At 70.8% G+C, this 23,480-nt stretch carries 27 protein-coding genes and 3 tRNA genes; 23 read left to right on the plus strand and 7 right to left on the minus strand.

What is annotated here, in order from left to right:
- Positions 1-21: 21 nt before the first annotated feature.
- The 3 genes from ACIQAK_RS26405 to ACIQAK_RS26415 all read left to right on the plus strand — a co-directional run bounded on the left by ACIQAK_RS26405 (position 22) and on the right by ACIQAK_RS26415 (position 271).
- Positions 22-94: transfer RNA gene (locus ACIQAK_RS26405), tRNA-Glu, on the plus strand.
- Positions 95-106: 12 nt separating this feature from the next.
- Positions 107-178: transfer RNA gene (locus ACIQAK_RS26410), tRNA-Gln, on the plus strand.
- A 20-nt stretch (positions 179-198) separates the two neighbouring features.
- Positions 199-271: transfer RNA gene (locus ACIQAK_RS26415), tRNA-Glu, on the plus strand.
- A 179-nt stretch (positions 272-450) separates the two neighbouring features.
- Here ACIQAK_RS26415 and ndgR read toward each other — a convergent pair.
- On the minus strand, positions 451-1,167 hold the full coding sequence (gene ndgR, locus ACIQAK_RS26420; RefSeq protein WP_003966003.1) for an IclR family transcriptional regulator NdgR: 717 nt from the start codon (positions 1,165-1,167) through the stop codon (positions 451-453).
- 173 nt (positions 1,168-1,340) lie between these two features.
- On the opposite strand from ndgR, the gene leuC reads away from it, so the two are divergent.
- The 4 genes from leuC (at position 1,341) to ACIQAK_RS26440 (ending at position 4,492) form a co-directional block, all read left to right on the plus strand.
- On the plus strand, positions 1,341-2,768 hold the full coding sequence (gene leuC / locus ACIQAK_RS26425) for a 3-isopropylmalate dehydratase large subunit (protein ID WP_366387678.1): 1,428 nt from the start codon (positions 1,341-1,343) through the stop codon (positions 2,766-2,768).
- A 2-nt stretch (positions 2,769-2,770) separates the two neighbouring features.
- A complete protein-coding gene (gene leuD, locus ACIQAK_RS26430; RefSeq protein ID WP_366387679.1) occupies positions 2,771-3,364 on the plus strand; it encodes a 3-isopropylmalate dehydratase small subunit in 594 nt (197 codons plus the stop codon).
- A 104-nt stretch (positions 3,365-3,468) separates the two neighbouring features.
- A complete protein-coding gene (locus tag ACIQAK_RS26435) occupies positions 3,469-3,696 on the plus strand; it encodes a hypothetical protein (protein WP_015611645.1) in 228 nt (75 codons plus the stop codon).
- Positions 3,697-3,838: 142 nt separating this feature from the next.
- Positions 3,839-4,492 carry an HU family DNA-binding protein gene (locus tag ACIQAK_RS26440; RefSeq protein WP_366387680.1) on the plus strand — a complete coding sequence of 218 codons (654 nt, stop codon included), beginning with the start codon at positions 3,839-3,841 and terminating at the stop codon, positions 4,490-4,492.
- 97 nt (positions 4,493-4,589) lie between these two features.
- On the opposite strand, the gene ACIQAK_RS26445 is transcribed toward ACIQAK_RS26440, so the two are convergent.
- Both ACIQAK_RS26445 and cofC read right to left on the minus strand, forming a co-directional pair.
- On the minus strand, positions 4,590-4,793 hold the full coding sequence (locus ACIQAK_RS26445; protein WP_366387681.1) for a hypothetical protein: 204 nt from the start codon (positions 4,791-4,793) through the stop codon (positions 4,590-4,592).
- A 10-nt stretch (positions 4,794-4,803) separates the two neighbouring features.
- Positions 4,804-5,487 carry a 2-phospho-L-lactate guanylyltransferase gene (gene cofC, locus ACIQAK_RS26450; protein ID WP_366387682.1) on the minus strand — a complete coding sequence of 228 codons (684 nt, stop codon included), beginning with the start codon at positions 5,485-5,487 and terminating at the stop codon, positions 4,804-4,806.
- Positions 5,488-5,647: 160 nt separating this feature from the next.
- Here cofC and ACIQAK_RS26455 point away from each other — a divergent pair, with 160 nt between their 5' ends.
- The 3 genes from ACIQAK_RS26455 to ACIQAK_RS26465 are packed head-to-tail and all read left to right on the plus strand — an operon-like array spanning position 5,648 to position 8,614.
- A complete protein-coding gene (locus tag ACIQAK_RS26455) occupies positions 5,648-6,400 on the plus strand; it encodes a lysophospholipid acyltransferase family protein (protein ID WP_366387683.1) in 753 nt (250 codons plus the stop codon).
- On the plus strand, positions 6,397-7,407 hold the full coding sequence (locus tag ACIQAK_RS26460) for an NAD(P)H-dependent glycerol-3-phosphate dehydrogenase (RefSeq protein ID WP_366387684.1): 1,011 nt from the start codon (positions 6,397-6,399) through the stop codon (positions 7,405-7,407). Before ACIQAK_RS26455 ends, ACIQAK_RS26460 begins: the two co-directional genes overlap by 4 nt.
- A gap of 34 nt (positions 7,408-7,441) precedes the next feature.
- Complete coding sequence (locus ACIQAK_RS26465) at positions 7,442-8,614, plus strand: D-alanine--D-alanine ligase family protein (protein WP_366387685.1); 1,173 nt, start codon at positions 7,442-7,444, stop codon at positions 8,612-8,614.
- Positions 8,615-8,771: 157 nt separating this feature from the next.
- Here ACIQAK_RS26465 and ACIQAK_RS26470 read toward each other — a convergent pair whose 3' ends face one another.
- On the minus strand, positions 8,772-9,005 hold the full coding sequence (locus tag ACIQAK_RS26470; protein ID WP_015611652.1) for an Lrp/AsnC family transcriptional regulator: 234 nt from the start codon (positions 9,003-9,005) through the stop codon (positions 8,772-8,774).
- A 240-nt stretch (positions 9,006-9,245) separates the two neighbouring features.
- On the opposite strand from ACIQAK_RS26470, the gene ACIQAK_RS26475 reads away from it, so the two are divergent.
- Positions 9,246-10,217: a thiamine-phosphate kinase gene (locus ACIQAK_RS26475; RefSeq protein ID WP_366387686.1), complete on the plus strand. Its 972-nt coding sequence runs from the start codon at positions 9,246-9,248 to the stop codon at positions 10,215-10,217.
- 32 nt (positions 10,218-10,249) lie between these two features.
- Positions 10,250-11,059: a bifunctional hydroxymethylpyrimidine kinase/phosphomethylpyrimidine kinase gene (gene thiD / locus ACIQAK_RS26480; protein WP_366387687.1), complete on the plus strand. Its 810-nt coding sequence runs from the start codon at positions 10,250-10,252 to the stop codon at positions 11,057-11,059.
- Between the two features lie 110 nt (positions 11,060-11,169).
- On the opposite strand, the gene rpmB is transcribed toward thiD, so the two are convergent.
- Positions 11,170-11,355 (minus strand): 50S ribosomal protein L28, encoded by a 186-nt coding sequence (gene rpmB, locus ACIQAK_RS26485; protein ID WP_019762972.1) that lies wholly within the window; start codon positions 11,353-11,355, stop codon positions 11,170-11,172.
- Between the two features lie 255 nt (positions 11,356-11,610).
- Between rpmB and ACIQAK_RS26490 the strand changes: the two genes are divergently transcribed.
- From ACIQAK_RS26490 to mutM, 9 genes are all read left to right on the plus strand, one after another.
- Complete coding sequence (locus ACIQAK_RS26490) at positions 11,611-13,326, plus strand: DAK2 domain-containing protein (protein ID WP_366387688.1); 1,716 nt, start codon at positions 11,611-11,613, stop codon at positions 13,324-13,326.
- A 51-nt stretch (positions 13,327-13,377) separates the two neighbouring features.
- A complete protein-coding gene (gene recG / locus ACIQAK_RS26495) occupies positions 13,378-15,591 on the plus strand; it encodes an ATP-dependent DNA helicase RecG (protein ID WP_366387689.1) in 2,214 nt (737 codons plus the stop codon).
- Positions 15,592-15,712: 121 nt separating this feature from the next.
- Entirely contained in the window at positions 15,713-16,297 is a 585-nt protein-coding gene (gene rsmD, locus ACIQAK_RS26500) for a 16S rRNA (guanine(966)-N(2))-methyltransferase RsmD (RefSeq protein WP_366387690.1), read from the plus strand.
- 26 nt (positions 16,298-16,323) lie between these two features.
- Complete coding sequence (gene coaD / locus ACIQAK_RS26505) at positions 16,324-16,803, plus strand: pantetheine-phosphate adenylyltransferase (protein WP_366387827.1); 480 nt, start codon at positions 16,324-16,326, stop codon at positions 16,801-16,803.
- A 99-nt stretch (positions 16,804-16,902) separates the two neighbouring features.
- Entirely contained in the window at positions 16,903-18,021 is a 1,119-nt protein-coding gene (locus tag ACIQAK_RS26510) for a cell division initiation protein (protein ID WP_366387691.1), read from the plus strand.
- Positions 18,022-18,188: 167 nt separating this feature from the next.
- On the plus strand, positions 18,189-18,854 hold the full coding sequence (locus ACIQAK_RS26515) for a DUF177 domain-containing protein (RefSeq protein ID WP_366387692.1): 666 nt from the start codon (positions 18,189-18,191) through the stop codon (positions 18,852-18,854).
- 2 nt (positions 18,855-18,856) lie between these two features.
- Positions 18,857-19,030 carry a 50S ribosomal protein L32 gene (gene rpmF, locus ACIQAK_RS26520; RefSeq protein WP_003965982.1) on the plus strand — a complete coding sequence of 58 codons (174 nt, stop codon included), beginning with the start codon at positions 18,857-18,859 and terminating at the stop codon, positions 19,028-19,030.
- A 19-nt stretch (positions 19,031-19,049) separates the two neighbouring features.
- Positions 19,050-19,874, plus strand: coding sequence for a ribonuclease III (gene rnc, locus ACIQAK_RS26525; protein WP_366387693.1), 825 nt, complete (start codon positions 19,050-19,052; stop codon positions 19,872-19,874).
- A gap of 109 nt (positions 19,875-19,983) precedes the next feature.
- Positions 19,984-20,844: a bifunctional DNA-formamidopyrimidine glycosylase/DNA-(apurinic or apyrimidinic site) lyase gene (gene mutM / locus ACIQAK_RS26530; RefSeq protein WP_366387694.1), complete on the plus strand. Its 861-nt coding sequence runs from the start codon at positions 19,984-19,986 to the stop codon at positions 20,842-20,844.
- Here mutM and ACIQAK_RS26535 read toward each other — a convergent pair.
- Together ACIQAK_RS26535 and ACIQAK_RS26540 are read right to left on the minus strand one after the other, a co-directional pair.
- Positions 20,817-21,203 (minus strand): helix-turn-helix domain-containing protein, encoded by a 387-nt coding sequence (locus ACIQAK_RS26535; RefSeq protein ID WP_366387695.1) that lies wholly within the window; start codon positions 21,201-21,203, stop codon positions 20,817-20,819. The genes mutM and ACIQAK_RS26535 overlap by 28 nt on opposite strands.
- Positions 21,204-21,276: 73 nt before the next feature.
- Positions 21,277-22,245: a CAP domain-containing protein gene (locus ACIQAK_RS26540; RefSeq protein WP_366387696.1), complete on the minus strand. Its 969-nt coding sequence runs from the start codon at positions 22,243-22,245 to the stop codon at positions 21,277-21,279.
- Between the two features lie 169 nt (positions 22,246-22,414).
- Between ACIQAK_RS26540 and ACIQAK_RS26545 the strand changes: the two genes are divergently transcribed.
- Both ACIQAK_RS26545 and ACIQAK_RS26550 read left to right on the plus strand, forming a co-directional pair.
- On the plus strand, positions 22,415-22,696 hold the full coding sequence (locus ACIQAK_RS26545; protein WP_366387697.1) for an acylphosphatase: 282 nt from the start codon (positions 22,415-22,417) through the stop codon (positions 22,694-22,696).
- 438 nt (positions 22,697-23,134) lie between these two features.
- Positions 23,135-23,347, plus strand: coding sequence for a hypothetical protein (locus tag ACIQAK_RS26550; protein WP_003965973.1), 213 nt, complete (start codon positions 23,135-23,137; stop codon positions 23,345-23,347).
- Positions 23,348-23,480 lie beyond the last annotated feature (133 nt).

The raw sequence follows: 23,480 nt of genomic DNA on the forward strand, positions 1-23,480 counted from the left end.
CACGTAAGATCAGCAGGACAAGCCCCCGTTGTGTAGCGGCCTAGCACGCTGCCCTCTCACGGCAGTAGCGCCGGTTCGAATCCGGTCGGGGGTACTTGTCACACCATGGGCTATGGTGTAATTGGCAACACTACGGTTTCTGGTACCGTCATTCTAGGTTCGAGTCCTGGTAGCCCAGCGCAAGTCAGCAGTAACCACGCCCCCGTTGTGTAGCGGCCTAGCACGCTGCCCTCTCACGGCAGTAGCGCCGGTTCGAATCCGGTCGGGGGTACAACAGAGCGGTACGGGAAGGCTTTTCACTTCGGTGGAGGGCCTTTTCGCTTGCCCGGACCAGAAGGCCCCGGGGCAAGTCGCTTATGTCACACGGCTGTTGGCGGGGAAGGAAAAGGGCCGCCACGGCGCTGGGGCGGCCTTTCGGAACAGGGGAGAAGGGTGTGGCGCGGGCGGACGTCAGCCCGTGCGGCGCAGGGCCTCGCTCAGCCGCGCGGCCGAGTCGATGACCGCCTGGGCGTGCATCCGGCCCGGGTGGCGGGTCAGCCGCTCGATCGGCCCGGAAACCGAGACGGCGGCGACCACCCGGTTCGAGGGGCCGCGCACCGGGGCCGAGACCGAGGCCACGCCCGGCTCCCGCTCGCCGATCGACTGGGCCCAGCCCCGCCGCCGAACGCCGGAGAGTGCCGTCGCCGTGAACCTGGCCCCCTGGAGGCCCCTGTGCAGCCGCTCCGGCTCCTCCCAGGCCATCAGGATCTGGGCGGAGGAGCCCGCCTTCATGGTGAGCGTCGAGCCGACCGGCACCGTGTCCCGGAGTCCGGACAGTCGTTCCGCCGCCGCCACGCAGATGCGCATGTCGCCCTGTCGGCGGTAGAGCTGGGCGCTCTCGCCGGTGATGTCGCGCAGGTGGGTCAGTACCGGTCCGGCCGTGGCCAGCAGGCGGTCCTCGCCCGCCGCGGCGGCCAGTTCCGACAGCCGGGGGCCGAGAATGAACCGGCCCTGCATGTCCCTCGCCACCATCCGGTGGTGTTCCAGTGCCACAGCCAGTCGATGGGCCGTGGGCCGTGCGAGCCCGGTCGCCGCGACCAGCCCGGCGAGGGTGGCCGGACCGGACTCCAGGGCGCTCAATACCAGAGCCGCCTTGTCGAGAACGCCGACGCCGCTAGAGTTGTCCATACGACGATACTCCCGTCTCACTCTGTGAAACGCAAGTTCAATTTTCCGCGGAAGTTGCGAACCTGTACGGGCGGCCCCACCACGGCCCGCAGCCACCGCCCCGCGGGGGATCCGGACGGCGGCGCACCGAATCTCTAGTTGGGCCGGCGAAGACGCCGGCCGGAGGGAAAGCGATGGGTAGGACACTCGCGGAAAAGGTCTGGGACGACCACGTCGTCCGACGCGCGGAGGGCGAGCCCGACCTTCTCTTCATCGATCTGCACCTGCTGCACGAGGTGACCAGCCCGCAGGCCTTCGACGGTCTGCGCCAGGCCGGACGCCCGGTGCGACGCCTCGACCTCACCATCGCCACCGAGGACCACAACACCCCGACCCTCGACATCGACAAGCCGATCGCCGACCCGGTCTCCCGTGCCCAGCTGGAGACCCTGCGCAAGAACTGCGCGGACTTCGGCGTCCGGCTGCACCCGCTCGGCGACGTCGAGCAGGGCGTCGTGCACGTGGTCGGCCCGCAGCTGGGCCTGACCCAGCCCGGCACCACCGTGGTCTGCGGCGACTCCCACACCTCCACGCACGGGGCGTTCGGCGCGCTGGCGTTCGGCATCGGCACCAGCCAGGTGGAGCACGTCCTGGCCACCCAGACGCTGCCGCTGGCCCGCCCGAAGACGATGGCCATCACGGTCGACGGCGAACTGCCCGATGACGTCACCGCCAAGGACCTGATCCTGGCGATCATCACCCGGATCGGCACCGGCGGCGGCCAGGGCTACATCCTCGAATACCGCGGCTCCGCCATCGAGAAGCTCTCGATGGAGGCCCGGATGACCATCTGCAACATGTCGATCGAGGCAGGTGCCCGCGCGGGCATGATCGCCCCGGACGCCACCACCTTCGCCTATCTGGAGGGCCGCGACGCCGCCCCCAAGGGCGAGGACTGGGACGCCGCCGTCGCGTACTGGAAGACCCTGCGCTCGGACGACGACGCGGTGTTCGACGCCGAGGTCGTCATCGACGCCACCGAACTGGCCCCCTTCGTCACCTGGGGCACCAACCCCGGCCAGGGCGCGCCGCTCTCCGCCCACGTCCCCGACCCGGCTTCGTACGAGGACGCCTCGGAGCGCAACGCCGCCGAAAAGGCCCTGGAGTACATGGGGTTGACCGCGGGCCAGCCGCTGCGCGAGATCAGCGTGGACACCGTCTTCGTAGGTTCGTGCACCAACGGCCGCATCGAGGACCTGCGCAACGCCGCCGCGATCCTGGAAGGCCGCAAAGTCGCCGACGGCGTACGGATGCTGGTCGTCCCCGGCTCCGTCCGGGTCGCCCTCCAGGCCGTCTCGGAAGGCCTGGACAAGGTCTTCACCGGGGCCGGCGCCGAATGGCGGCACGCGGGTTGCTCGATGTGCCTCGGTATGAACCCCGATCAGCTGGCCCCCGGTGAGCGCTCCGCCTCCACCTCGAACCGCAACTTCGAGGGCCGGCAGGGCAAGGGAGGCCGCACCCACCTGGTCTCGCCCCAGGTCGCCGCCGCCACCGCCGTGCTGGGCCACCTGGCCTCGCCCGCCGACCTGTCCGACACCCGTACCCCCGCCGGAGTCCGATAGCCATGGAAGCCTTCACCACGCACACCGGCCGGGCCGTCCCGCTGCGCCGCAGCAACGTCGACACCGACCAGATCATCCCCGCCCACTGGCTGAAGAAGGTCACCCGCGACGGGTTCGAGGACGGTCTCTTCGAAGCCTGGCGCAAGGACGCCGACTTCGTCCTCAACCGTCCCGAGCGGCAGGGCGCCTCGGTCCTGGTGGCCGGTCCCGACTTCGGTACGGGCTCCTCCCGCGAGCACGCGGTCTGGGCCCTGCAGAACTTCGGCTTCAAGACCGTCATCTCCTCCCGCTTCGCCGACATCTTCCGGGGCAACTCGCTGAAGAACGGGCTGCTGACCGTGGTCCTGGACCAGCAGGTCGTCGACGCCCTGTGGGAGCTGAGCGAGGCCGACCCGACCGCCGAGATCACCGTCGACCTGGAGTCCCGGCAGGTCCGCGCCGAGGGCATCACGGCCGACTTCGAGCTGGACGAGAACGCCCGCTGGCGGCTGCTCAACGGTCTCGACGACATCAGCCTCACCCTTCAGAACGAAGGGGACATCGCGGCTTACGAGGCGGCCAGGCCGACCCACAAGCCGCGTACAATTGATGCCTGAGCAGCGCTTTTCCACGACTGCGCCCCCTGCCTCCGGGCAGGGGGCGCAGTCGCTTGTTGAGCCCCCCTCGGGCGACAACTCGCCCCAGATGGCACAATCGGTGCATGGAACGCGACAGCCAACTCAAGCTTTACGGCCAAGTCGCCGACCGATTGAAGGAAGCGCACGCGAAGGTGCGTGCACTGCAAGTCCCGGAGAGCGTACGGATGGCGCTGTCCCGGAAGCTGCTGGTCGTCACGGCCGCGGCGAAGCACGATCTCCCGGACGCGGCAAGGCGTCTGGACCGGTTGATGAAGGACCTCGATGAGGGCCGATTCCCCGAAGGTGACTGACACGTGGAACTGCGCATCGGTCGACTTCGTTGCGGCACTAGGGTGATTAGCCCGTTTCGTGTTTGATTTGCGGTATATATCTGCCTAACGTGCGAAAAAGCCTGAACGCATTCGTTCTGGCAATGTCTCCGAAGGGGAAGACGTGAACAAGGCGCAGCTCGTAGAAGCGATTGCCGACAAGGTCGGCGGCCGCCAGCAGGCCGCGGACGCGGTCGACGCGGTGCTCGACGCGATCGTCCGTGCCGTTGTCGCCGGGGACCGTGTCTCGGTCACCGGCTTCGGCTCGTTCGAGAAGGTCGACCGCCCCGCCCGGTACGCCCGCAACCCGCAGACGGGTGAGCGCGTCCGGGTCAAGAAGACCTCGGTGCCCCGCTTCCGCGCGGGTCAGGGGTTCAAGGACCTGGTGAGCGGCTCCAAGAAGCTCCCCAAGAACGACGTGGCCGTGAAGAAGGCCCCCAAGGGCAGCCTCTCGGGCGGATCTTCCGCCGCCCGCACGACGGTCAAGGCCGCCGCCGCCAAGAAGTCGGCCGCCAAGAAGGCCACGGCGAAGAAGACCACCGCCAAGAAGACGGCTCCGGCGACGACCGCCGCCGCCAAGAAGACCACCGCCGCCGCGAAGAAGACGGCCCCGGCCAAGACCGCCGCCGCCGCGAAGAAGACGGCCCCGGCGAAGAAGGCCACCGTGACCGCCAAGAAGACCGCGCCCGCCAAGAAGGCCACGGCGAAGAAGGCGCCCGCGAAGAAGACCACGGCGCGGACCACCACGGCCAAGAAGGCCACCGCACGCAAGAAGTAGGACCGGGCACCCGCTCGCTCCTCACACGCGCCGGGCCGGGCTCCCCCCTGGGGGAGCCCGGCCCGCGGGCTGTCCGGGGGACTCGCCCCCGTACGGTCTAGAACGTCTGCAGCGTCACCAGCGTGATCCGCAGGGCGGCGCCTTCACCCTCGCCCTCGATCCGCACCCGCTGCCCCGGACGCAGCAGCAGCAGGCCGCCCGCGTCGAAGGCCGGGGCGTCGAACCCCACCGGGGTGCCGTCGTCCAGCAGCACGCTGCCGGTACGGGTCTCGGGGTCGTACGTGTACGAGGTCGCCTGCATGGGCGGCAGCCTATCGGTCCGGGGCCGGGGAGATGGCCGACCCGAGCCGCTCGGTGTACGGCCCCACCCCCAGAGCCAGGGCCACTTCCAGGTCCTCTCCCGTATCCACGTCCCGGCGCACCGAATCGACCCCGGGCAGGGCTATTTCCACCGCGCCCGAAGCCAGATGCCGGGCGGCGGACCGGCCGCCGAAAGCCGGACGCAATTCTGTTCCCGCACGGCAGGACAGAAATGTCGTTCCGATTCCCGCCGCGTCCCGGAGAAATGTGCGGGGAAAAGCGGAAGCAAATTCGAGCACCCGAGCCAATTCCCCGGCGCGCAGGGCCGGCAGATCCGCGTTCAGCGCGGCCACCGGGACGGCCGGCGCGAGCGCCCGCACGGACCGGGCGCCGTACGCCAGCGCGGCGTTGAGTCCGGCCGCCGGCAGGTCCGGCACGATCCGAGCGCCGAGCGCCGTCAGGGCCTGACCGGCCGCCGCGTCGTCCGTGACGACCACCACATCCCGCACCCGGGCACAGGAGAGCGCCGCCACCACCGTGTCCTGCGCGAAGGCCAGGGCCAGCCGGGGCCGGGCGAGCTCGCCCGCCGCCCGCCCCAAGCGGCTCTTGGCCCGCGTCAGCGGCTTCAGCGGAACGACCAGGGACCAGGGCCCCGCCGCATCGGTGTTCGTGGCGATCTCCCCCTCCGTACGCATGAGGACCCATTCTCGCCCGCCGGTACGACAACCCGGAGGTCCGGGCCCGGAGGTGAGGCGTACGGTGTTCTCGACAGAGGAGGGGCCTGGGGCGAGACTTGACCGTCGGTAGCCGGCAACAGGTCGATGTCCGATGAGGTCCTTAGAGGAAGGTGTCCGAGTGTCCCGCCGCAGCATCGGCTTCTGGTACCGCCTGGCGGCGGTTATCGCCAAGCCGCCACTGGTGGTTCTGTTCAAGCGCGACTGGCGGGGGATGGAGCACATTCCGGCCGACGGCGGATTCATCACCGCCGTCAATCACAACTCCTATCTGGACCCGCTCTCCTACAGCCACTTCCAGTACAACACCGGACGCGTGCCCCGGCTGCTGGCGAAGGCCGGACTCTTCCGCACCCCCTTCGTCGGGATGATGCTGCGCGGCACCGGACAGATCCCCGTCTACCGTGAGACGACCAACGCGCTGGACGCCTTCCGGACCGCCGTCGACGCCATCGAGCGCGGCGAGTGCGTCGCCTTCTACCCCGAGGGCACCCTCACCCGCGACCCCGACATGTGGCCGATGGCCGGCAAGACCGGTGCCGCCCGCGTCGCGCTGATGACCAAGGCCCCGGTCATCCCCGTCGCCCAGTGGGGCGCCAACCTGGCGATGCCGCCGTACGCAAAGGAGAACAAGCTCCGGCTGTTCCCCCGCAAGACCCTGACGGTGCAGGCCGGTCCGCCCGTCGACCTCAGCCGTTTCTACGATGTCGAGCCGACGCCCGACGTGCTGCGCCAGGCGACCGAGGTCATCATGGCCGCGATCACCCGCCAGCTGGAGGACGTACGAGGGGAGAAGGCCCCCACCGAGCTCTACGATCACCGCGAAGCCCGCGCTGAACAACGGCGCAGGGCGCAGGGAAAGGGATCCACGTGACGCACCCCGTAAAAGCAGCCGTCTTCGGAACCGGCTCATGGGGTACGGCGTTCGCCGTGATCCTCGCCGACGCGGGCTGCGAGGTCACCCTCTGGGGGCGCCGCGCCGAGGTCGCCGAGACCGTCAACACCACCCGCACCAACCCGGACTACCTGCCGGGCATCGCGCTACCCGACACCATCCGCGCCACCACCGACCCCGCCGAGGCCCTGCGCGGCGCCGACTTCGCCTTCCTCGTCGTGCCCTCCCAGACATTGCGCGCCAACCTCGCCGACTGGGCCCCGCACCTGGAGGCGGGCACCGTCCTGGTCTCCCTGATGAAGGGCGTCGAGCTGGGCACCGCCAAGCTGATGAGCGAGGTGATCGAGGACGTCACCAAGGTCTCCGCCGACCGCATCGCCGTCGTCTCCGGCCCCAACCTGGCCAAGGAGATCGCCGAGCGCCGCCCCGCCGCGGCCGTCGTCGCCTGCGCCGACGAGTCCGTCGCCCAGCGCCTCCAGGCCGCCTGCCACACCCCGTACTTCCGGCCGTACACCAACACCGACGTGGTCGGCTGCGAGCTCGGCGGCGCGGTGAAGAACGTGATCGGCCTCGCCGTCGGCATCGCGGACGGCATGGGCCTCGGCGACAACACCAAGGGCTCCCTCATCACCCGCGGCCTCGCCGAGACCACCCGCCTGGGCGTGGCCATGGGCGCCGACCCGCTGACGTTCTCCGGACTGGCGGGCCTGGGCGACCTGGTGGCCACCTGCTCCTCGCCGCTCTCCCGCAACCACACCTTCGGCACCAATCTCGGCCGCGGTATGACCCTCCAGGAGACGATCGCCGTCACCAGGCAGACCGCCGAGGGCGTCAAGTCCTGCGAATCGGTCCTCGACCTGGCGCGTCGGCACGGGGTCGACATGCCCATCACGGAAACCGTCGTCTCCATCGTCCACGAGGGCAAGTCACCGGTCGTCGCCGTCAAGGAGCTGATGTCGCGGAGCGCCAAGGCCGAGCGACGCTGACGTCTCCCTTACCAGCAGGTACGCTCAACGCGATATGAGCAGCGAGAACCTCCCCCAGAGCCCTGAGCGCGCCGAGAGCCCGCAGCAGCACCGTAAGCCGCGTGTGGCTGTCGTGTTCGGCGGCCGCAGCTCCGAACACGGCATCTCGGTCGTCACGGCCGGCGCCGTCATGAAGGCCATCGACCGGACGAAGTACGACGTCCTGCCGATCGGCATCACGACGGACGGCCGCTGGGCGCTCACCGCCGACGAGCCCGAACGCATGGCCATCACCGACCGTAAGGTCCCCGACGTGGCCCAGCTGGCGGAGTCCACCGAGGGCACCGTCGTCCTCTCCGTGGACCCGGGCAGCCGCGAGGTCGTCTACAGCGAACCCGGTTCGGTGCCCAAGGCGCTCGGCGAGGTCGACGTCGTCTTCCCCGTGCTGCACGGCCCGTACGGGGAGGACGGCACCCTTCAGGGGCTGCTCGAACTCTCCGGTGTGCCCTACGTCGGCGCCGGCGTCCTCGCCTCGGCCGTCGGCCAGGACAAGGAGTACATGAAGCGCGTCTTCCTCTCCTTCGGGCTGCCGGTCGGACCCTACGAGGTCGTCCGCCCGCGCGAGTGGGACCACGACCCCTCCGCCGTACGCGAGCGGATCGTGGACTTCGCCGGTGAGCACGGCTGGCCGCTGTTCGTGAAGCCCGCCCGCGGCGGCTCCTCCATGGGCATCACCAAGGTCGACGAGCTCTCCGGGCTCGACGCGGCGATCGAGGAGGCCCGCCGCCACGACCCCAAGTTCCTGGTGGAGTCGCTGCTGCGCGGCCGCGAGATCGAGTGCGGGGTGCTGGAGTTCGAGGACGGACCGCGCGCCAGCGTGCCCGCCGAGATCCCGCCGGTCACCGCGCACGAGTTCTACGACTTCGAGGCGAAGTACATCGACTCGGCCGCCGGTCTGGTGCCCGCCCCGCTCACCGAGGAGCAGACCGCCGAGGTCCAGCGGCTCGCCGTCGCCGCCTTCGACGCCACCTCCTGCGAGGGCCTGGTGCGTGCCGACTTCTTCCTCACCGAGGACGGCACGTTCGTCATCAACGAGATCAACACCCTGCCGGGCTTCACCCCGATCTCCATGTACCCGCGCATGTGGCAGGAGAGCGGCGTGAGCTACCCGGAGCTGGTCGACCGGCTGATCCAGGCCGCGTTGACCCGTTCCACCGGACTGCGCTGACACACCCGGAAGGCCGGGGCGGCCTGTGCCGCCCCGGCCTTCCGTGGTGGGGGCATCCGTCTTCGTGGGCCGGGGGCGCCACGGCGCAGTACGATCGCCCCGTCAGCGCGCGGAGATCACGGTGCCGCGCGTCCCACGCGCGGCAACCGGACGGGGGTCAGAGGTGGACGACCGGACAGGTCAGCGTTCGCGTGATGCCGTCCACCTGCTGCACTTTGGCGACCACCATGCGGCCGAGCGCGTCGACCGTGTCGGCCTGGGCCCGCACGATCACGTCGTACGGACCGGTGACGTCCTCTGCCTGGATGACTCCCGGAATCTTGGAAATGGTCTCGGCGACGATCGACGCCTTGCCCACCTCGGTCTGGATGAGGATGTACGCCTGTACCACGGAACCTCCAGGGCGGCCACGAGGATCATGTGGGGGAAAGGGACGCCACGTTATCGCGTCGCCGAGGGTGACGGGGAGACCTACGGGCCGTGTGACGTCCACAGCGTGGCGTGCGGAGCGCGGAAGTTGACGTATCCCTTGACGGTACCGGCGGCTCTCCTGACGGTACCGACAGCAGTGACGGCGCGCGACCGGGGGCCCGGACGGGTGTCCGGGGCGATAAATGAGAGGTGAGACTCGGTGAAGGGAACCGTGGGCGAGTTGGGGGAGTTCGGGCTCATCAGAGAGCTCACGTCCCGGCTCACCACCACTCCGGCGGTACGGCTGGGGCCCGGCGACGACGCCGCGGTCGTGGCCGCTCCCGACCGCAGGGTCGTGGCCAGTACGGACATCCTGCTGGAAGGGCGGCATTTCCGCCGCGACTGGTCGACGGCGTACGACGTCGGCCGCAAGGCGGCGGCCCAGAACCTCGCCGACATCGCGGCCATGGGAGCCGTGCCCACCGCGCTGCTCCTCGGCCTCGTCGTCCCCGCCGACCTCCCGGTCACCTGGGCCGCCGAGCTGATGGACGGGCTCCGCGACGAGTGCCAGGTGGCGGGGGCGGCCGTGGTCGGCGGCGATGTGGTCGGCGGCGACACCATCACCGTCGCCATCACCGCCCTCGGCGACCTGCGCAACCACGAACCCGTCACCCGCGCCGGCGCACGCCCCGGTGACGTCGTCGCCGTCACCGGCTGGCTCGGCTGGTCCGCCGCCGGCTACGCCGTGCTCTCCCGCGGCTTCCGCTCGCCCCGCGCCTTCGTCGAGGCCCACCGCCGCCCGGAACCGCCGTACCACGCGGGCCCCGCCGCCGCCGGACTCGGCGCCACCGCGATGACCGACGTCAGCGACGGCCTGGTCGCGGACCTCGGGCACATCGCCGAGGCCAGCAAGGTCCGCATCGACCTGCGCTCGGGCCTCATCGACATCCCCTCGCAGATGTCCGACATCGGCCAGGCCGTCGGTGTCGACCCGCTCCAGTGGGTGCTGACCGGGGGAGAGGACCACGCCATCGTGGCGACCTTCCCGCCCGACGCGAAACTCCCCGCCCGCTGGAAGGTGATCGGCGAGGTCCTCAACCCCTCCGCCCTGCCCCAGGTCACCGTCGACGGTGCCCCCTGGACCAGCAAGGGCGGCTGGGACCACTTCGGTGCCATCGAGGACACCCACTAGTCCCCTGCGGGGCTGCCGCTAGATTGCTGCGTATGCCCATACGTACCGCTGTACCGCCCCGCGTCCTCACCGTCGCCGGATCCGACTCCGGCGGCGGTGCGGGGATCCAGGCCGATCTGAAGACCATGCTCGCCCTCGGTGTGCACGGCATGAGCGTGCTCACCGCCGTCACCGCACAGAACTCCCTCGGCGTCCAGGGCGCGTGGGAGCTTCCGGTGGACGCCGTACGCGCCCAGTACCGCAGCGTCGTCGACGACATCGGCGTCCAGGCGGTGAAGACCGGGATGCTCGCCTCGGCCGCCCTCGTCGAGACCGTCGCCGAACTGCTCGCCGGGACAAGGGCTCCCATCGTCGTCGACCCGGTCGGGGTCTCCAAGCACGGGGACGCCCTGCTCGCCGCCGAAGCGCTCGACTCCGTACGGACCAAGCTGCTGCCCGTCGCCACGGTGGCCACTCCGAACCTCGACGAAGTGGCCCAGCTCACGGGCGTACAGGTCACCGACGAGGACGGAATGCGCCGGGCCGCCGAGGAGATCCTCGCGTTCGGACCGCGCTGGGCGCTGATCAAGGGCGGCCACCTGCCCGGCGAGGCGGTGGACCTGCTCTCCGACGGGAGCGCCGAACACTGGCTGCGCGCCCCCCGCCACGACAACCGGCACACCCACGGCACCGGCTGCACCCTGGCCTCCGCCATCGCCTCCGGGCTCGCGCTCGGTCAGGACGTGCCCACGGCGGTGCGGGGCGCGAAGGCGTACGTCACCGGAGCGATCCGGGCGGGATTCGCGCTCGGCGGCGGCATCGGCCCGGTCGACCACGGCTGGCGGACCCGCCGGACCGACTGATCAGCCCCCGGGCACCCGACGAGCACAGCCCCCTGAGCACAGCAAAAAGCCGGTCCACCGAGGTGGACCGGCTTTTCGGGCAACCGGAAGGCTGCGCTACGACGGATACGTCAGCGCGCGACCTTGCCGGCCTTGATGCACGAGGTGCAGACGTTGAGCCGCTTCGGCGTTCGACCGACCACGGCACGCACGCGCTGGATGTTGGGATTCCAGCGACGGGACGTACGGCGGTGCGAGTGCGAAATGCTGTTGCCGAAGCCCGGCCCCTTGCCGCAGACGTCGCAGTTGGCAGCCACGGGTCACTCCAAAGACTTCAGATGCACTTACAGTGAATTCCGGCGCGCCGGAATCATTGAATGAAGTGGCGGTACCGGAGGAATGGCCCGACTCTCATCGGGCAACCGAAGCAGCATACAACGCCTGCTTCGGAGATACGAAACTACCACGGGTTGGCCCACCGCCCTCCCGCCCCCTGTCCCGGCCGGGACCCTGACAGGCGGGCTAACCTGCGGTGCAGCCCGTTGCCACGGCCGCTTCAAGGAGGACCATCGGTGCCGCAGCTCCCCGACGATCTGGACGCCGTCGCGGTGCGCACCTGGTGCTCACTGGCGCTGGAGGCCCTGGGCCGGGAGCGGGCGGAGATCGACGCGATCAACGTCTATCCCATCGCCGACGGGGACACCGGCACCAACCTCTACCTGACCGTCGAGTCCGCCGCAGCGGCCGTCGAAGCGGTCTTCGCCGCCCATGAGACCGGCACCACCGCACCCGCCACCGCCGACGCCGTACGCGCCATGGCGCACGGCGCCCTGATCGGCGCCCGCGGGAACTCCGGCACGATCCTGGCCCAGCTGCTGCGCGGGATGGCCGGGGTGCTCGCCGACGGCGGTGACGCGGCCCACCTGCGCCTCGCCCTCACCCGGGCCGCCGCGGCCGCCCGGCAGGCCGTCGCCCACCCGGTGGAGGGCACGGTGCTGACCGTCGCCGCCGCGGCCGCCGAAGCCGCGCAGGGCGAGGAGCCGGACCTGTACGCCGTGGTGAGCGCCGCCTACGAGGGCGCGCGCGCCGCGCTGGCGAAGACCCCGGAGCAGCTCGCCGTGCTCGGCCGGGCCGGGGTCGTGGACGCCGGGGGACGCGGGCTGGTCGCGGTCCTGGGGGCGCTGGTGGAGGCGGTGACCGGGCGGGCGCCGGTACGCGGGCCACGCGCCGGTTCCGGGACGGCGCCCGCGCCGGTGGACGGCGGGGCGGTGGTGGGGCTGCCGGTGGGAGGCGTGCCCGTGGGCAGCGTTCCCGTGGGCAGCGTTCCCGTTGTGGACGGACCGCTCGACTGCCCCGAGGACGCGGACGGCGGCGGCCCCGCCTTCGAGGTGATCTACCTCCTGGAGGCCCGGGACGAGCAGGTGGACCGGTTGCGGACCCGCCTCGACGCGCTCGGCGACTCCCTGGTCGTGGTGGGCGGCGACGGGCTCTGGCACGTCCACGTCCATGTCGACGACGCCGGGGCCGCGGTGGAGGCGGGCGTCGAGGCCGGGCGGCCGTACCGCATCCGGATCACCCACTTCGCCACCGAGAGCGGCCACGACGTCCGTATCCAGGCGGAACCCGCCCAGCGCGCCGTGGTCGTCGTGGTCCCCGGCGACGGCCTCGCCGGGCTCTGCGCCGAGGCCGGCGCCACCACCGTGATCGCCCGCCCCGGCGAACCGCCCGCCAGCGGCGAACTGGTCGACGCCATCCGCCGCGCCCACGCCCGCGAGGTGGTGCTGCTGCCCAACGACGCCGCCCTGCGCCACACCGCGGCCGCCGCCGCCGAACAGGCCAGGACCGAGGGGGTCAGGGTCGCCCTCGTCCCCACCCGCGCCGCCGTCCAGGGCATCGCCGCCCTCGCCGTCCACGAGCCGGACCGTGGCTTCGACGAGGACGTGGTCGCCATGAGCGCCGCCGCCGGCGCCACCCGCTACGCCGAACTGGCCGTCGCCGAGCGCCAGTCGTGGACCATGGCGGGCATCTGCCAGGCCGGGGACATCCTCGGCCTGATCGACGGGGACGTGGCCGTGATCGGCGCCGACGTCCCGGCCACCGCCCGCACCGTGCTGGACCGGATGCTGGCGGCCGGCGGCGAACTGGTCACCCTCGTCCTGGGCGAGGACGTCCCGGACGCGCTCGCCGACGCGCTGGAGGAGCACGTACGCGAGGGCCATCTCGCCGTGGACACCGTGGTCTACCGCGGCGGACACCAGCGCGCACCGCTGCTGATCGGCGTCGAGTAGCCGCACCACGCGAGCGTGCCCGGCGGACAGCTGTCAGTGCCGTGGTGTGCAATGGATCGCGTGTCCTCGTTCGATGAACCTCTCAAGAAGCTGCTCGGCGGAGCCACCGCGAAGGTGATGGCCGAACATCTCGACCTGCACACGGTCGGTGATCTGCTGCACCACTACCCGCGGCGGTACGAGGAGCGCGGCAAGCTGACCGCGCTGGCCGACCTCCCGCTGGACGAGCACGTCACGGTGGTCGCCCAGGTCGCCGACGCCCGCATCCTGATGTTCAACAACGGCCGGGGCAAGCGCCTGGAGGTCACCCTGACCGACGGCAGTGGCCGCCTCCAGCTGGTCTTCTTCGGCCACGGCGTCCACAAGCCGCACAAGGAGCTGCTGCCGGGCCGCCAGGCGATGTTCGCGGGCAAGGTCTCCGTCTTCAACCGGAAGATGCAGCTGGCCCACCCCACGTACCAACTGCTCGACGCCTCCGACGCCGACGAGGCGACCGAGGCCGTGGACGCCTTCGCCGGACGGCTGCTGCCGATCTACCCCGCCTGCAAGCAGCTCGACTCCTGGCGGATCGCCAAAGCCGTCGACGCCGTACTGCCGAGCGCCCAGGACGCGGTGGACCCGCTGCCCGCCGCCCTGCGCGAGGGGCGCGGCTTCACCCCGCTGCCCGAGGCCCTGCTGAAGGTGCACCGGCCGCAGACGAAGGCGGACGTGGAGGACGCCAAGGACCGGCTCAAGTGGGACGAGGCGTTCGTCCTCCAGGTCGCCCTGGCCCGCCGCCGGTACGCCGACACCCAGCTCCCCGCCGTCGCCCGCCGCCCCGTCGCCGACGGCCTGCTGGACGCCTTCGACGCCGAGCTGCCCTTCACCCTCACCCAGGGCCAGGAGAAGGTCAGCAAGGAGATCTTCGACGACCTGGCCACCGAGCACCCGATGCACCGCCTCCTCCAGGGCGAGGTCGGCTCCGGGAAGACGATGGTGGCCCTGCGCGCCATGCTCACCGTCGTCGACGCGGGCGGCCAGGCCGCGATGCTCGCGCCCACCGAGGTCCTCGCCCAGCAGCACCACCGCTCGATCACCGAGATGATGGGCGAGCTGGCCGAGGGAGGCATGCTCGGAGGCTCGGACCGGGGGACCAGAGTCGTCCTGCTCACCGGCTCCATGGGTACGGCCGCCCGCCGGCAGGCCCTGCTCGACCTGGTCACCGGCGAGGCCGGGATCGTCATCGGCACCCACGCCCTGATCGAGGACAAGGTGCGGTTCCACGACCTGGGCCTGGTCGTCGTGGACGAGCAGCACCGCTTCGGTGTCGAACAGCGCGACGCCCTCCGCTCCAAGGGCAAGCAGCCGCCCCACCTCCTCGTCATGACCGCCACCCCCATCCCGCGCACGGTCGCCATGACGGTCTTCGGCGACCTGGAGACCTCCGTCCTGGACCAGCTCCCGGCCGGCCGCTCCCCGATCGCCAGCCATGTCGTCCCCGCCAAGGACAAGCCGCACTTCCTCAGCCGCGCCTGGGAGCGCGTCCGCGAAGAGGTGGAGAACGGTCACCAGGCGTACGTGGTCTGCCCCCGCATCGGCGACGACGCCGAGGAGGCGGAGGGGAAGAAGGGGAAGTCCAAGAAGGCGGCCCCCGAGGAGGACGGCGACAAACGGCCGCCGCTCGCCGTGCTGGAGATCGCGGACGAGCTGCGCAAGGGCGCGCTGGCCGGGCTGGGCGTCGAGGTGCTGCACGGGCGGATGCACCCGGACGAGAAGGACGACGTGATGCGCCGGTTCGCCGCCGGCGACGTCGACGTCCTGGTCGCCACCACCGTCATCGAGGTCGGCGTCAACGTCCCCAACGCCACCGCCATGGTGATCATGGACGCCGACCGGTTCGGCGTCTCCCAGCTCCACCAGCTCCGCGGCCGGGTCGGCCGGGGATCCGCCCCCGGACTCTGCCTGCTGGTCAGCGAGGCCCACGAGGCGAGCCCCGCCCGCGCCCGCCTCTGTGCCGTCGCCGCCACCCTCGACGGCTTCGAGCTCTCCCGCATCGACCTGGAGCAGCGCCGCGAGGGAGATGTGCTCGGCCAGGCCCAGTCCGGGGTGCGCTCCTCGCTGCGGATGCTCACCGTCATCGACGACGAGGAGGTGATCGCCGCCGCCCGCGAGGAGGCCGTCGCGGTCGTCGCCGCCGACCCGGAGCTGGAGCACCTGCCGGAGCTGCGCACGGTGCTGGCCGCGCTGCTGGACAAGGACCGCGAGGAGTACCTCGACAAGGGGTGAGCCCACGGGGGAGAGGCGGACGGGTGGGTGCGGGCCGCACGCCATATCGTGGACGCACGGCACGCGCCCGCCGCCGCACCGACCACCCCGCACCCCCTACGACCCCGAGGACCCGACACCCATGACCCGCGTGATCGCCGGATCGGCCGGCGGACGCCGCCTGGCCGTACCGCCCGGCACCGGCACCCGCCCCACCTCCGACCGCGCGCGGGAGGGCCTGTTCTCCACCTGGGAAGCGCTGCTCGGCACGCTGGAAGGCGTCCGCGTCGCCGATCTGTACGCCGGATCCGGCGCCGTCGGCCTCGAAGCGCTCTCCCGAGGCGCCGTCCACGCCCTGCTCGTCGAGGCGGACCAGAAGGCGGTGCGCACGGTCCGGGACAACGTCCGCACGCTCGGCCTGCCCGGCGCCGAGGTCCGTACCGGCAAAGCCGAGCAGATCGTGACAGGACCGGCGCCCTCGCACCCGTACGACCTCGTCTTCCTGGACCCGCCGTACGCCGTCACCGACGATGACCTCCGCGAGATCCTGCTCACACTCCGTGCTCAGGGGTGGCTCACCGGCGATGCGCTCGTCACCGTGGAACGCAGCACCCGGGGCGGAGAATTCGGCTGGCCCGCCGGATTCGAGCCACTGCGGGCCCGTCGCTACGGCGAGGGAACGCTTTGGTACGGTCGCGCCGCCGCTACGTGCGAAGACGCACGATGACCGGACCGGAGAGCGAGGGAATGACAGTGCGCCGCGCCGTCTGTCCGGGGTCCTTCGACCCCATCACCAACGGACATCTCGACATCATCCAACGTGCCTCGAAGCTGTACGACGTGGTGCACGTCGCGGTGATGATCAACCAGTCCAAGCAGGGGCTGTTCACCGTGGACGAGCGGATCGAGCTGATCCGCGAGGTCACCGCCGACTTCGGCAACGTGGAGGTGGAGTCCTTCCACGGCCTGCTGGTCGACTTCTGCAAGCAGCGGGAGATCCCGGCGATCGTGAAGGGCCTGCGGGCCGTCAGCGACTTCGACTACGAGCTCCAGATGGCCCAGATGAACAACGGCCTCTCGGGCGTCGAGACGCTCTTCGTACCGACCAACCCGACGTACAGCTTCCTGTCCTCCTCGCTGGTCAAGGAGGTCGCCACCTGGGGTGGTGACGTCTCCCACCTGCTGCCGCCCGCGGTCCACGCGGCCCTCGTGGAGCGTCTGGACGAGCGCTGACCGGCTGACGGCCCGTCACCAGGTGTCGGGCGGGAGTCGACTGGCCTTACAGTCGTCCCGTCCGTCTCCAACAGAGCAGCAGAGAGTGGCGAGCACACGGTGGACGTGCAGAGGAAGCTCGACGAGATCGTCGAAGCGGTCGGGAACGCCCGCGCCATGCCCATGTCGGCCTCGTGCGTGGTCAACCGCGCCGAGCTGCTCGCCATGCTCGAAGAGGTACGTGAGGCCCTGCCCGGCTCGCTCGCCCACGCCCAGGAGCTGATCGGCGGCCAGCAGCAGTTCGCCGAGCAGGCCCGGCAGGAGGCCGAGCGGATCATCCGGTCCGCCCACGCCGAGCGCTCCTCCCTGATCACCGAGACCGAGATCGCCCGCCAGTCGCAGAGCGAGGCGGACCGGATCCTCTCCGAGGCCCGCCGCGAGGCCGAGGAGGTCCGGGCCGAGGCCGACGACTACGTCGACAGCAAGCTCGCCAACTTCGAGGTCGTCCTCACCAAGACCATCGGCTCCGTGGACCGCGGCCGCGAGAAGCTGCTCGGCCGGGGCCAGGGTCTGGACGAGCAGGGCTACCAGGACCCCGACTTCGCCGAGGCCCCCGAGCGCAGCGCCGACCCGGAGATACTGCGCCGGCGGGCGGACGCGTACGTGGACGCCAAGTTCGGCGCCTTCGAGGCGGTGCTCGCCAAGACCCTGGAGGCGGTCGGCCGCGGCCGGCAGAAGCTGCACGGCCGGGTCGCCTCCGACGACCTCGGGGCCCACATGGCCGCCCAGGACGCTGCGGGCGCCCAGGGCCACACCAGCGACGCCGACTACCTGGCCGGACTCGCCGAGCTCGCCACCCCGGAGCCGCGGCAGGTGCCCCAGCAGCCGCTCTACCAGGAGCAGCGGCTCGCCCAGGACGAACCGGACCACGCACCGGCGGAGTACGGGCAGGCCGAGTACGCGCAGGCGGCCTACGGCTACCAGGAGCAGCCGCCGCAGCAGACCGCCCAGGACCCCTACGGCTACCAGCAGGTGCCGGACCCGTACGCGGCCTACCAGCAGCCCGCCTACGACCCGAACCAGTACCCGCCCCCGCCGCAGGCCCAGCCGGAGTACGGCTGGCAGCAGCAGCCCCAGGTGCCCGCCCAGCAGAACCAGGGCGCGCTGGACGAGACCAGCCTCTTCGACACCAGCATGATCGACCTGGAGCAGCTGCGCCGCTACGAAGAGGGCCGCTGACCCGAGGCCGGGCTGGTCCGATTGGGTGCTGAGCGGTCCGTCCAGTATCCTGAATCCTCGGCCGCGCACAGGTCCGCGATCTCGGCTGCCCGTTTCGTCTCCGAAGCGGTGCCGGCCCGAATCGGGACCACGGACGGCCCCTCCCCTTCGCAGCGAGCACGACACCCATGATTCTGAAAGCAGGAAACGCCCTGAACGGCCACCTCGACCACCGCAACCCTCTCGTGTTCGATACGCGCGAGCTGGGTCGGCGTCCAGGTGCCCTGAAGCGGCTCTCCCGCTCGGTGGACGCACCCGGTTCACCGGTTCTCGGTATCGACGGCGTCATCGGTGTGCCGGAAGGCGCGCCCCTGGAGCTGGACCTCCGACTCGAATCGGTCATGGAAGGGGTGCTTGTCACAGGGACCGCCCGTGCGAGCGCCGAGGGGGAGTGCGTAAGGTGTCTGGAGCCGCTGACCGTCGAGGTCGACGCGGATTTCCAGGAGATGTTCTCGTACCCTGACGCCGATGACCGGGGCCGCCCTGCGGACCCGGCCGACGACGCCGAGGGCGACGAGGACAGGTTCTTCCTTGAGGACGGCTTGTTCGACCTCGAGTCAGTGCTGCGTGACGCGGTAGTGCTCGCACTGCCCATGCAGCCGGTGTGCAAGGAGACCTGCGCCGGTCTGTGTTCCGAATGCGGAATCAGGCTGGACGAGAACCCGGGCCACCACCACGACGCCGTCGACATCCGTTGGGCGGCACTGCAAGGACTCGCCGAGACCGTTCAGGACGGCGAGAAGGACAACATGGGCGGCGCCGAACCGGGCGTCGACGAGAAGCAGGAGAAGTAGCCGTGGCTGTTCCGAAGCGGAAGATGTCGCGCAGCAACACGCGCCACCGCCGGTCGCAGTGGAAGGCTGCGGTCCCCACCCTGGTTTCGTGCGAGCGTTGCCAGGAGCCGAAGCTCCAGCACATTGCGTGCCCGAGCTGCGGCACCTACAACAAGCGCCAGGTCCTCGAGGTCTGAGCGGCTGGTGAGAGGCCCGATGTCTGAGTTGTCCAGCGCCAAGAAGCAGGCAGACAACGTCAACACAGCCTCGTCCCACACGCTTCTGGAAGGGCGGCTCGGGTATCACCTCGAGTCCGCCCTTCTGGTGCGTGCGCTGACCCATCGTTCGTACGCATACGAGAACGGCGGTCTGCCCACCAACGAGCGGCTCGAATTCCTCGGGGATTCGGTGCTCGGCCTGGTGGTCACGGACACGCTGTACCGCACCCACCCCGACCTGCCCGAAGGCCAGCTGGCCAAGTTGCGGGCCGCGGTGGTCAACTCACGTGCACTTGCGGAGGTGGGCCGCGGCCTCGAACTCGGCTCCTTCATCCGGCTCGGCCGCGGTGAAGAGGGCACGGGTGGCCGGGACAAGGCTTCCATCCTCGCCGACACACTGGAAGCGGTGATCGGCGCGGTCTATCTCGACCAGGGCCTCAGCGCGGCCTCGGAGCTGGTCCACCGGCTCTTCGACCCGCTGATCGACAGGTCCTCGAACCTCGGCGCCGGCCTGGACTGGAAGACCAGCCTCCAGGAGCTCACCGCGAGCGAGAGCCTCGGAGTCCCCGAGTACCTCGTCACGGAGACCGGCCCGGACCACGAGAAGACCTTCACTGCTGCTGCTCGCGTCGGTGGTGTCTCGTACGGCACCGGCACCGGCCGTAGCAAGAAGGAAGCGGAGCAGCAGGCGGCGGAATCCGCCTGGCGCGAGATCAGCGCCGCCGCGGAGGCACGGCAGGCCGCGGAGAAGTCCGCGGCCGACGGAGGGGCCGCCGACACCCCTGCCGAACCGTCGCCGAACGCGGACGCCACTCCGGCCTGAAGCACAACCCGAAACCCCTCGGTGCCCCGCGCACCGGGGGGTTCTCGCTGTCCCGGGGAGCGGGTACCGCGCCCCCGTACTACCGTCGTCGTGTCTGGAGTGGTCCACCGTGCCCGAGCTGCCCGAGGTCGAAGTCGTACGCCGGGGCCTGGAGCGCTGGGTGAGCGGCCGGACCGTCACCGACGTCGAGGTCCTGCACCCCCGCTCGGTCCGCCGGCACCTCGCGGGCGGCCCCGACTTCGCCGCCCGGCTGCGCGGGGTCCGCTTCGGTACGGCGATGCGGCGCGGCAAGTACCTCTGGGTACCGATCGACGAGGCCGCCTCCTCGCTGCTGGGTCATCTCGGTATGAGCGGACAGCTGCTGGTCCGGCCCACGGACGCGCCCGACGAGAAGCACCTGCGCATCCGGTTGCGGTTCGACGACGCGCTCGGTACCGAGCTGCGCTTCGTGGACCAGCGCACCTTCGGCGGGCTCTCGCTCCACGACACCACCCCCGACGGCCTGCCCGACACCATCGCGCACATCGCCCGGGATCCGCTCGACCCGCTCTTCGACGACGCAGCGTTCCACACGGCCCTGCGCCTGCGCCGTACGACGGTCAAGCGCGCGCTGCTGGACCAGTCGCTGATCAGCGGCGTCGGCAACATCTACGCGGACGAGGCGCTCTGGCGCGCCAAGCTCCACTACGACCGGCCCACCGCGACCCTGACCCGCCCCAGGTCCGCCGAGCTGCTCGGCCACGCCCGGGACGTGATGAACGCGGCCCTCGCCCAGGGCGGCACCAGCTTCGACAGCCTCTACGTCAACGTCAACGGCGAGTCCGGCTACTTCGACCGCTCACTCGACGCGTACGGCAGGGAGGACGAGCCGTGCCGCCGCTGCGGGACGCCGATGCGCCGCCGCGCCTGGATGAACCGGTCCAGCTACTTCTGCCCGCGCTGTCAGCGGCCGCCACGGCTCTCGTCGTAGCGCGTCCGGGCGGTCAGTACGTCACCCATCCGCCCCTCGACGAGCTGGATGAGCCCGATGAGTCTCCCGGCGACCTCGCGGCCGAACGGGGTGAGCTCGTAATCCACCCGGGGCGGATTGACCGGCTGCGCGTCCCGCAGGACCAGCCCGTCGCGCTCCAGGGCGTGCAGCGTCTGGGAGAGCATCTTCTCGCTGACCCCGTCGACCCGGCGGCGCAGCTCGTTGAACCGGAGCCTGTTCCCGTACAGCGCGCCCAGCGTCAGACTGCCCCAGCGGCCGGTGGCGTGCTCCAGCGTGGAGCGCGAGGGGCACTGCCGGGAGAAGACGTCGAAGGCGAGATCGCCCGGGTCGCTGGCCATCTCATCAGCTTACGCCCGCACCGCGCCCACTCCGAGTGAGCGCGGTGCGGGCGTGAGTCGGGGGTGCGATGCGTCAGAAGCCGAAGTTCTGGGTCCACCACGGGCCGCCGGAGCCCTCATGGACGCCGATGCCGATCGTCCTGTAGTCGCAGTTGAGTATGTTCTCGCGGTGGCCGTCGCTGTTCATCCAGGCGGTCATCACGGCCTGGGCGTCGGCCTGGCCGCGGGCGATGTTCTCCGCGCCGAGTCCCTGCACGCCGGCTTGGGCGGCCCGGTCCCAGGGGGTGTCGCCGTCCGGGTCGGTGTGGTCGAAGAAGCCGCGGGCCGCCATGTCCTCGCTGAAGTTCTGGGCGAGCGAGGTGAGGGGGGTGCTGGTGGTCAGCGGGGAGCAGCCGACCTTCGCGCGCTCCTGGTTCACCAGGGCCAGCACCTCGGCGCGGGCGGAGGTGCCGGAGGGTGAGGGGGCGGGCTTCTTGCTGGGCGGCGGGGCGACGGTCTTCTTCGGCGGCGCCGGAGTCCTGCTCGCCGGGGCGGTGCTCTTCTTCGGGGCCGTGGTGGGCGCCTTCGACCTCTCGGACGGTGTGGTGACCGGCTTCCTTGAGGGGGTGGCGGAGGGCGCGGCCGGCTTCGACGGGGTCTTCGACGCGCTGCTGGAGGGCGACTTCGAGGGGGTCGTGGACGGCGACTTCGTGGGCGTCTTCGACGGGGCCCCGGGGCGCTCGCTGCCCCGGCTGGTGGGGGAGGCGGAGCGGTCGGCCGGGGCGGTGGAGCCGCCCTGCTGCGTCAGCAGGTCGGGGGCGCCGCCGGTGCGCACCTGGTCGGCCGCCGATCTGCCGCCCGAGGTGTGGGTGTCGCCGCCGGGGAGCAGCCCCGAGGCGACGGCGACCGCGCCGACCGCCATCGCGGCCGACGCACCGAGGAGCCCGGTGCGCAGGGGCACCGCGGACTTCTTCTTCCGGCGCGTGCCCCGGTGCCGCGAGGAGGCTCCGGCCGCGGGTTCCTCGGCGGCGGGGCCTGCGGCGGATCGTCGGTGGCGTCCCATGCGCGGTGCCTTCCTCATGCTCCGGACGTCACGGCGACGTCACCCGATTACCGGTCGATCTTCATTCCCATACTCACCCGATCGAGTGAGGCTATTGCGACGGGACTGTACGCCATGGGTCAAAGGGGCCGCCGTGCCCTTGGAGCTATTGGCCGGTTAGCGTTCGGGCATGAACGAAGAGGCACGGCTGGTCGTCTGGGTACGCGGCCGAGTACAGCAAGTAGGATTCCGCTGGTTCACCAGGGCAAACGCTTTGGAGATCGGCGGACTCGTGGGCTTTGCACTCAATCTCGACGACGGCCGGGTGCAGGTCGTAGCCGAGGGGTCACGTGACAATTGCCACCGTCTGCTGGACTGGCTGCGCTCCGCCGACACACCCGGGCGGGTAGACGGAGTCACTGAGATCTGGGACACCCCGCGCGGCGGTTACGACGGATTCGCCATCCGCTGATACGGGGTCGTGCCGGCGCCGCGGATCCGCTCGGTGAACGCGGCGCGGCGAACGGTCACCGGTCGGCCCCTCGGACCCCCGCACCCGAAATGACCTGCGGAAGGACCGCGCGGAGACCGACGGTTGCCAGAAGCGGAATGTCGTGCAAGGCTGCGGCATTGACGAAGATCTCCACACCCGTCGGGGTCCCGCAGGAGAGTCGCGCCGCATGATCGTCCGGCCGCGCGCCCCCGGGACACCTGGCTCCACGGGGTGTGATCGTGTTGACCGTCAAACTTTTTGGTGAGACGCTGAAAACCCCGCGCACCTTAGCTGTTCGGTAGAGCTGATATGCAGCAGAACCGCAGTGGTGACAGAGCCCTGCCGAGCACCGCGGGTGCGATCCCCTGACGACCCACACCGCATCGGTCGGTCACTCATTGTGGAGGACCATCCATCATGGCAAAGGCGCTTCTCGGTTACGTCGGCGGTTCCGACCCGCGACTCCTCGCCGAGATGCGACGGCTCCAGCAGCGCGTCCAGGACCTGGAATCCGAGCTCAACCGGATCCAGGACGAGAACGACGCGCTCAACGCCGCCGCTCAGCACCAGGAGTCGCTGCTCGACAGCATCGACATCGACGTACCCCAGGGCGAGCCCGCACTGACCTGACCGGTGGCCCCTCGGGCCGGTCGCTGTGCATGCTCGGCAGCCTCGTGACATCTCTCTATATCTGATCCGTCCTGCGTCACGGATCGCCGTCCCCGGAGGACCGGGTCCCTGACCGAGGGGGCTCTCTGTCTCC

The sequence above is a fragment of the Streptomyces sp. NPDC088706 genome, from assembly GCF_044752765.1.
In the GTDB taxonomy this organism is placed as follows: Bacteria; Actinomycetota; Actinomycetes; order Streptomycetales; family Streptomycetaceae; genus Streptomyces.

Coding starts and splice junctions, on each gene's coding strand:
- ndgR (WP_003966003.1), bottom strand. CDS start 1,167: ATGGACAACTCTAGCGGCGTCGGCGTTCTCGACAAGGCGGCTCTGGTA.
- leuC (WP_366387678.1), top strand. CDS start 1,341: ATGGGTAGGACACTCGCGGAAAAGGTCTGGGACGACCACGTCGTCCGA.
- leuD (WP_366387679.1), top strand. CDS start 2,771: ATGGAAGCCTTCACCACGCACACCGGCCGGGCCGTCCCGCTGCGCCGC.
- ACIQAK_RS26435 (WP_015611645.1), top strand. CDS start 3,469: ATGGAACGCGACAGCCAACTCAAGCTTTACGGCCAAGTCGCCGACCGA.
- ACIQAK_RS26445 (WP_366387681.1), bottom strand. CDS start 4,793: ATGCAGGCGACCTCGTACACGTACGACCCCGAGACCCGTACCGGCAGC.
- cofC (WP_366387682.1), bottom strand. CDS start 5,487: ATGCGTACGGAGGGGGAGATCGCCACGAACACCGATGCGGCGGGGCCC.
- ACIQAK_RS26465 (WP_366387685.1), top strand. CDS start 7,442: ATGAGCAGCGAGAACCTCCCCCAGAGCCCTGAGCGCGCCGAGAGCCCG.
- thiD (WP_366387687.1), top strand. CDS start 10,250: ATGCCCATACGTACCGCTGTACCGCCCCGCGTCCTCACCGTCGCCGGA.
- recG (WP_366387689.1), top strand. CDS start 13,378: ATGGATCGCGTGTCCTCGTTCGATGAACCTCTCAAGAAGCTGCTCGGC.
- rsmD (WP_366387690.1), top strand. CDS start 15,713: ATGACCCGCGTGATCGCCGGATCGGCCGGCGGACGCCGCCTGGCCGTA.
- ACIQAK_RS26515 (WP_366387692.1), top strand. CDS start 18,189: ATGATTCTGAAAGCAGGAAACGCCCTGAACGGCCACCTCGACCACCGC.
- rnc (WP_366387693.1), top strand. CDS start 19,050: ATGTCTGAGTTGTCCAGCGCCAAGAAGCAGGCAGACAACGTCAACACA.
- ACIQAK_RS26535 (WP_366387695.1), bottom strand. CDS start 21,203: ATGGCCAGCGACCCGGGCGATCTCGCCTTCGACGTCTTCTCCCGGCAG.
- ACIQAK_RS26540 (WP_366387696.1), bottom strand. CDS start 22,245: ATGGGACGCCACCGACGATCCGCCGCAGGCCCCGCCGCCGAGGAACCC.
- ACIQAK_RS26545 (WP_366387697.1), top strand. CDS start 22,415: ATGAACGAAGAGGCACGGCTGGTCGTCTGGGTACGCGGCCGAGTACAG.
- ACIQAK_RS26550 (WP_003965973.1), top strand. CDS start 23,135: ATGGCAAAGGCGCTTCTCGGTTACGTCGGCGGTTCCGACCCGCGACTC.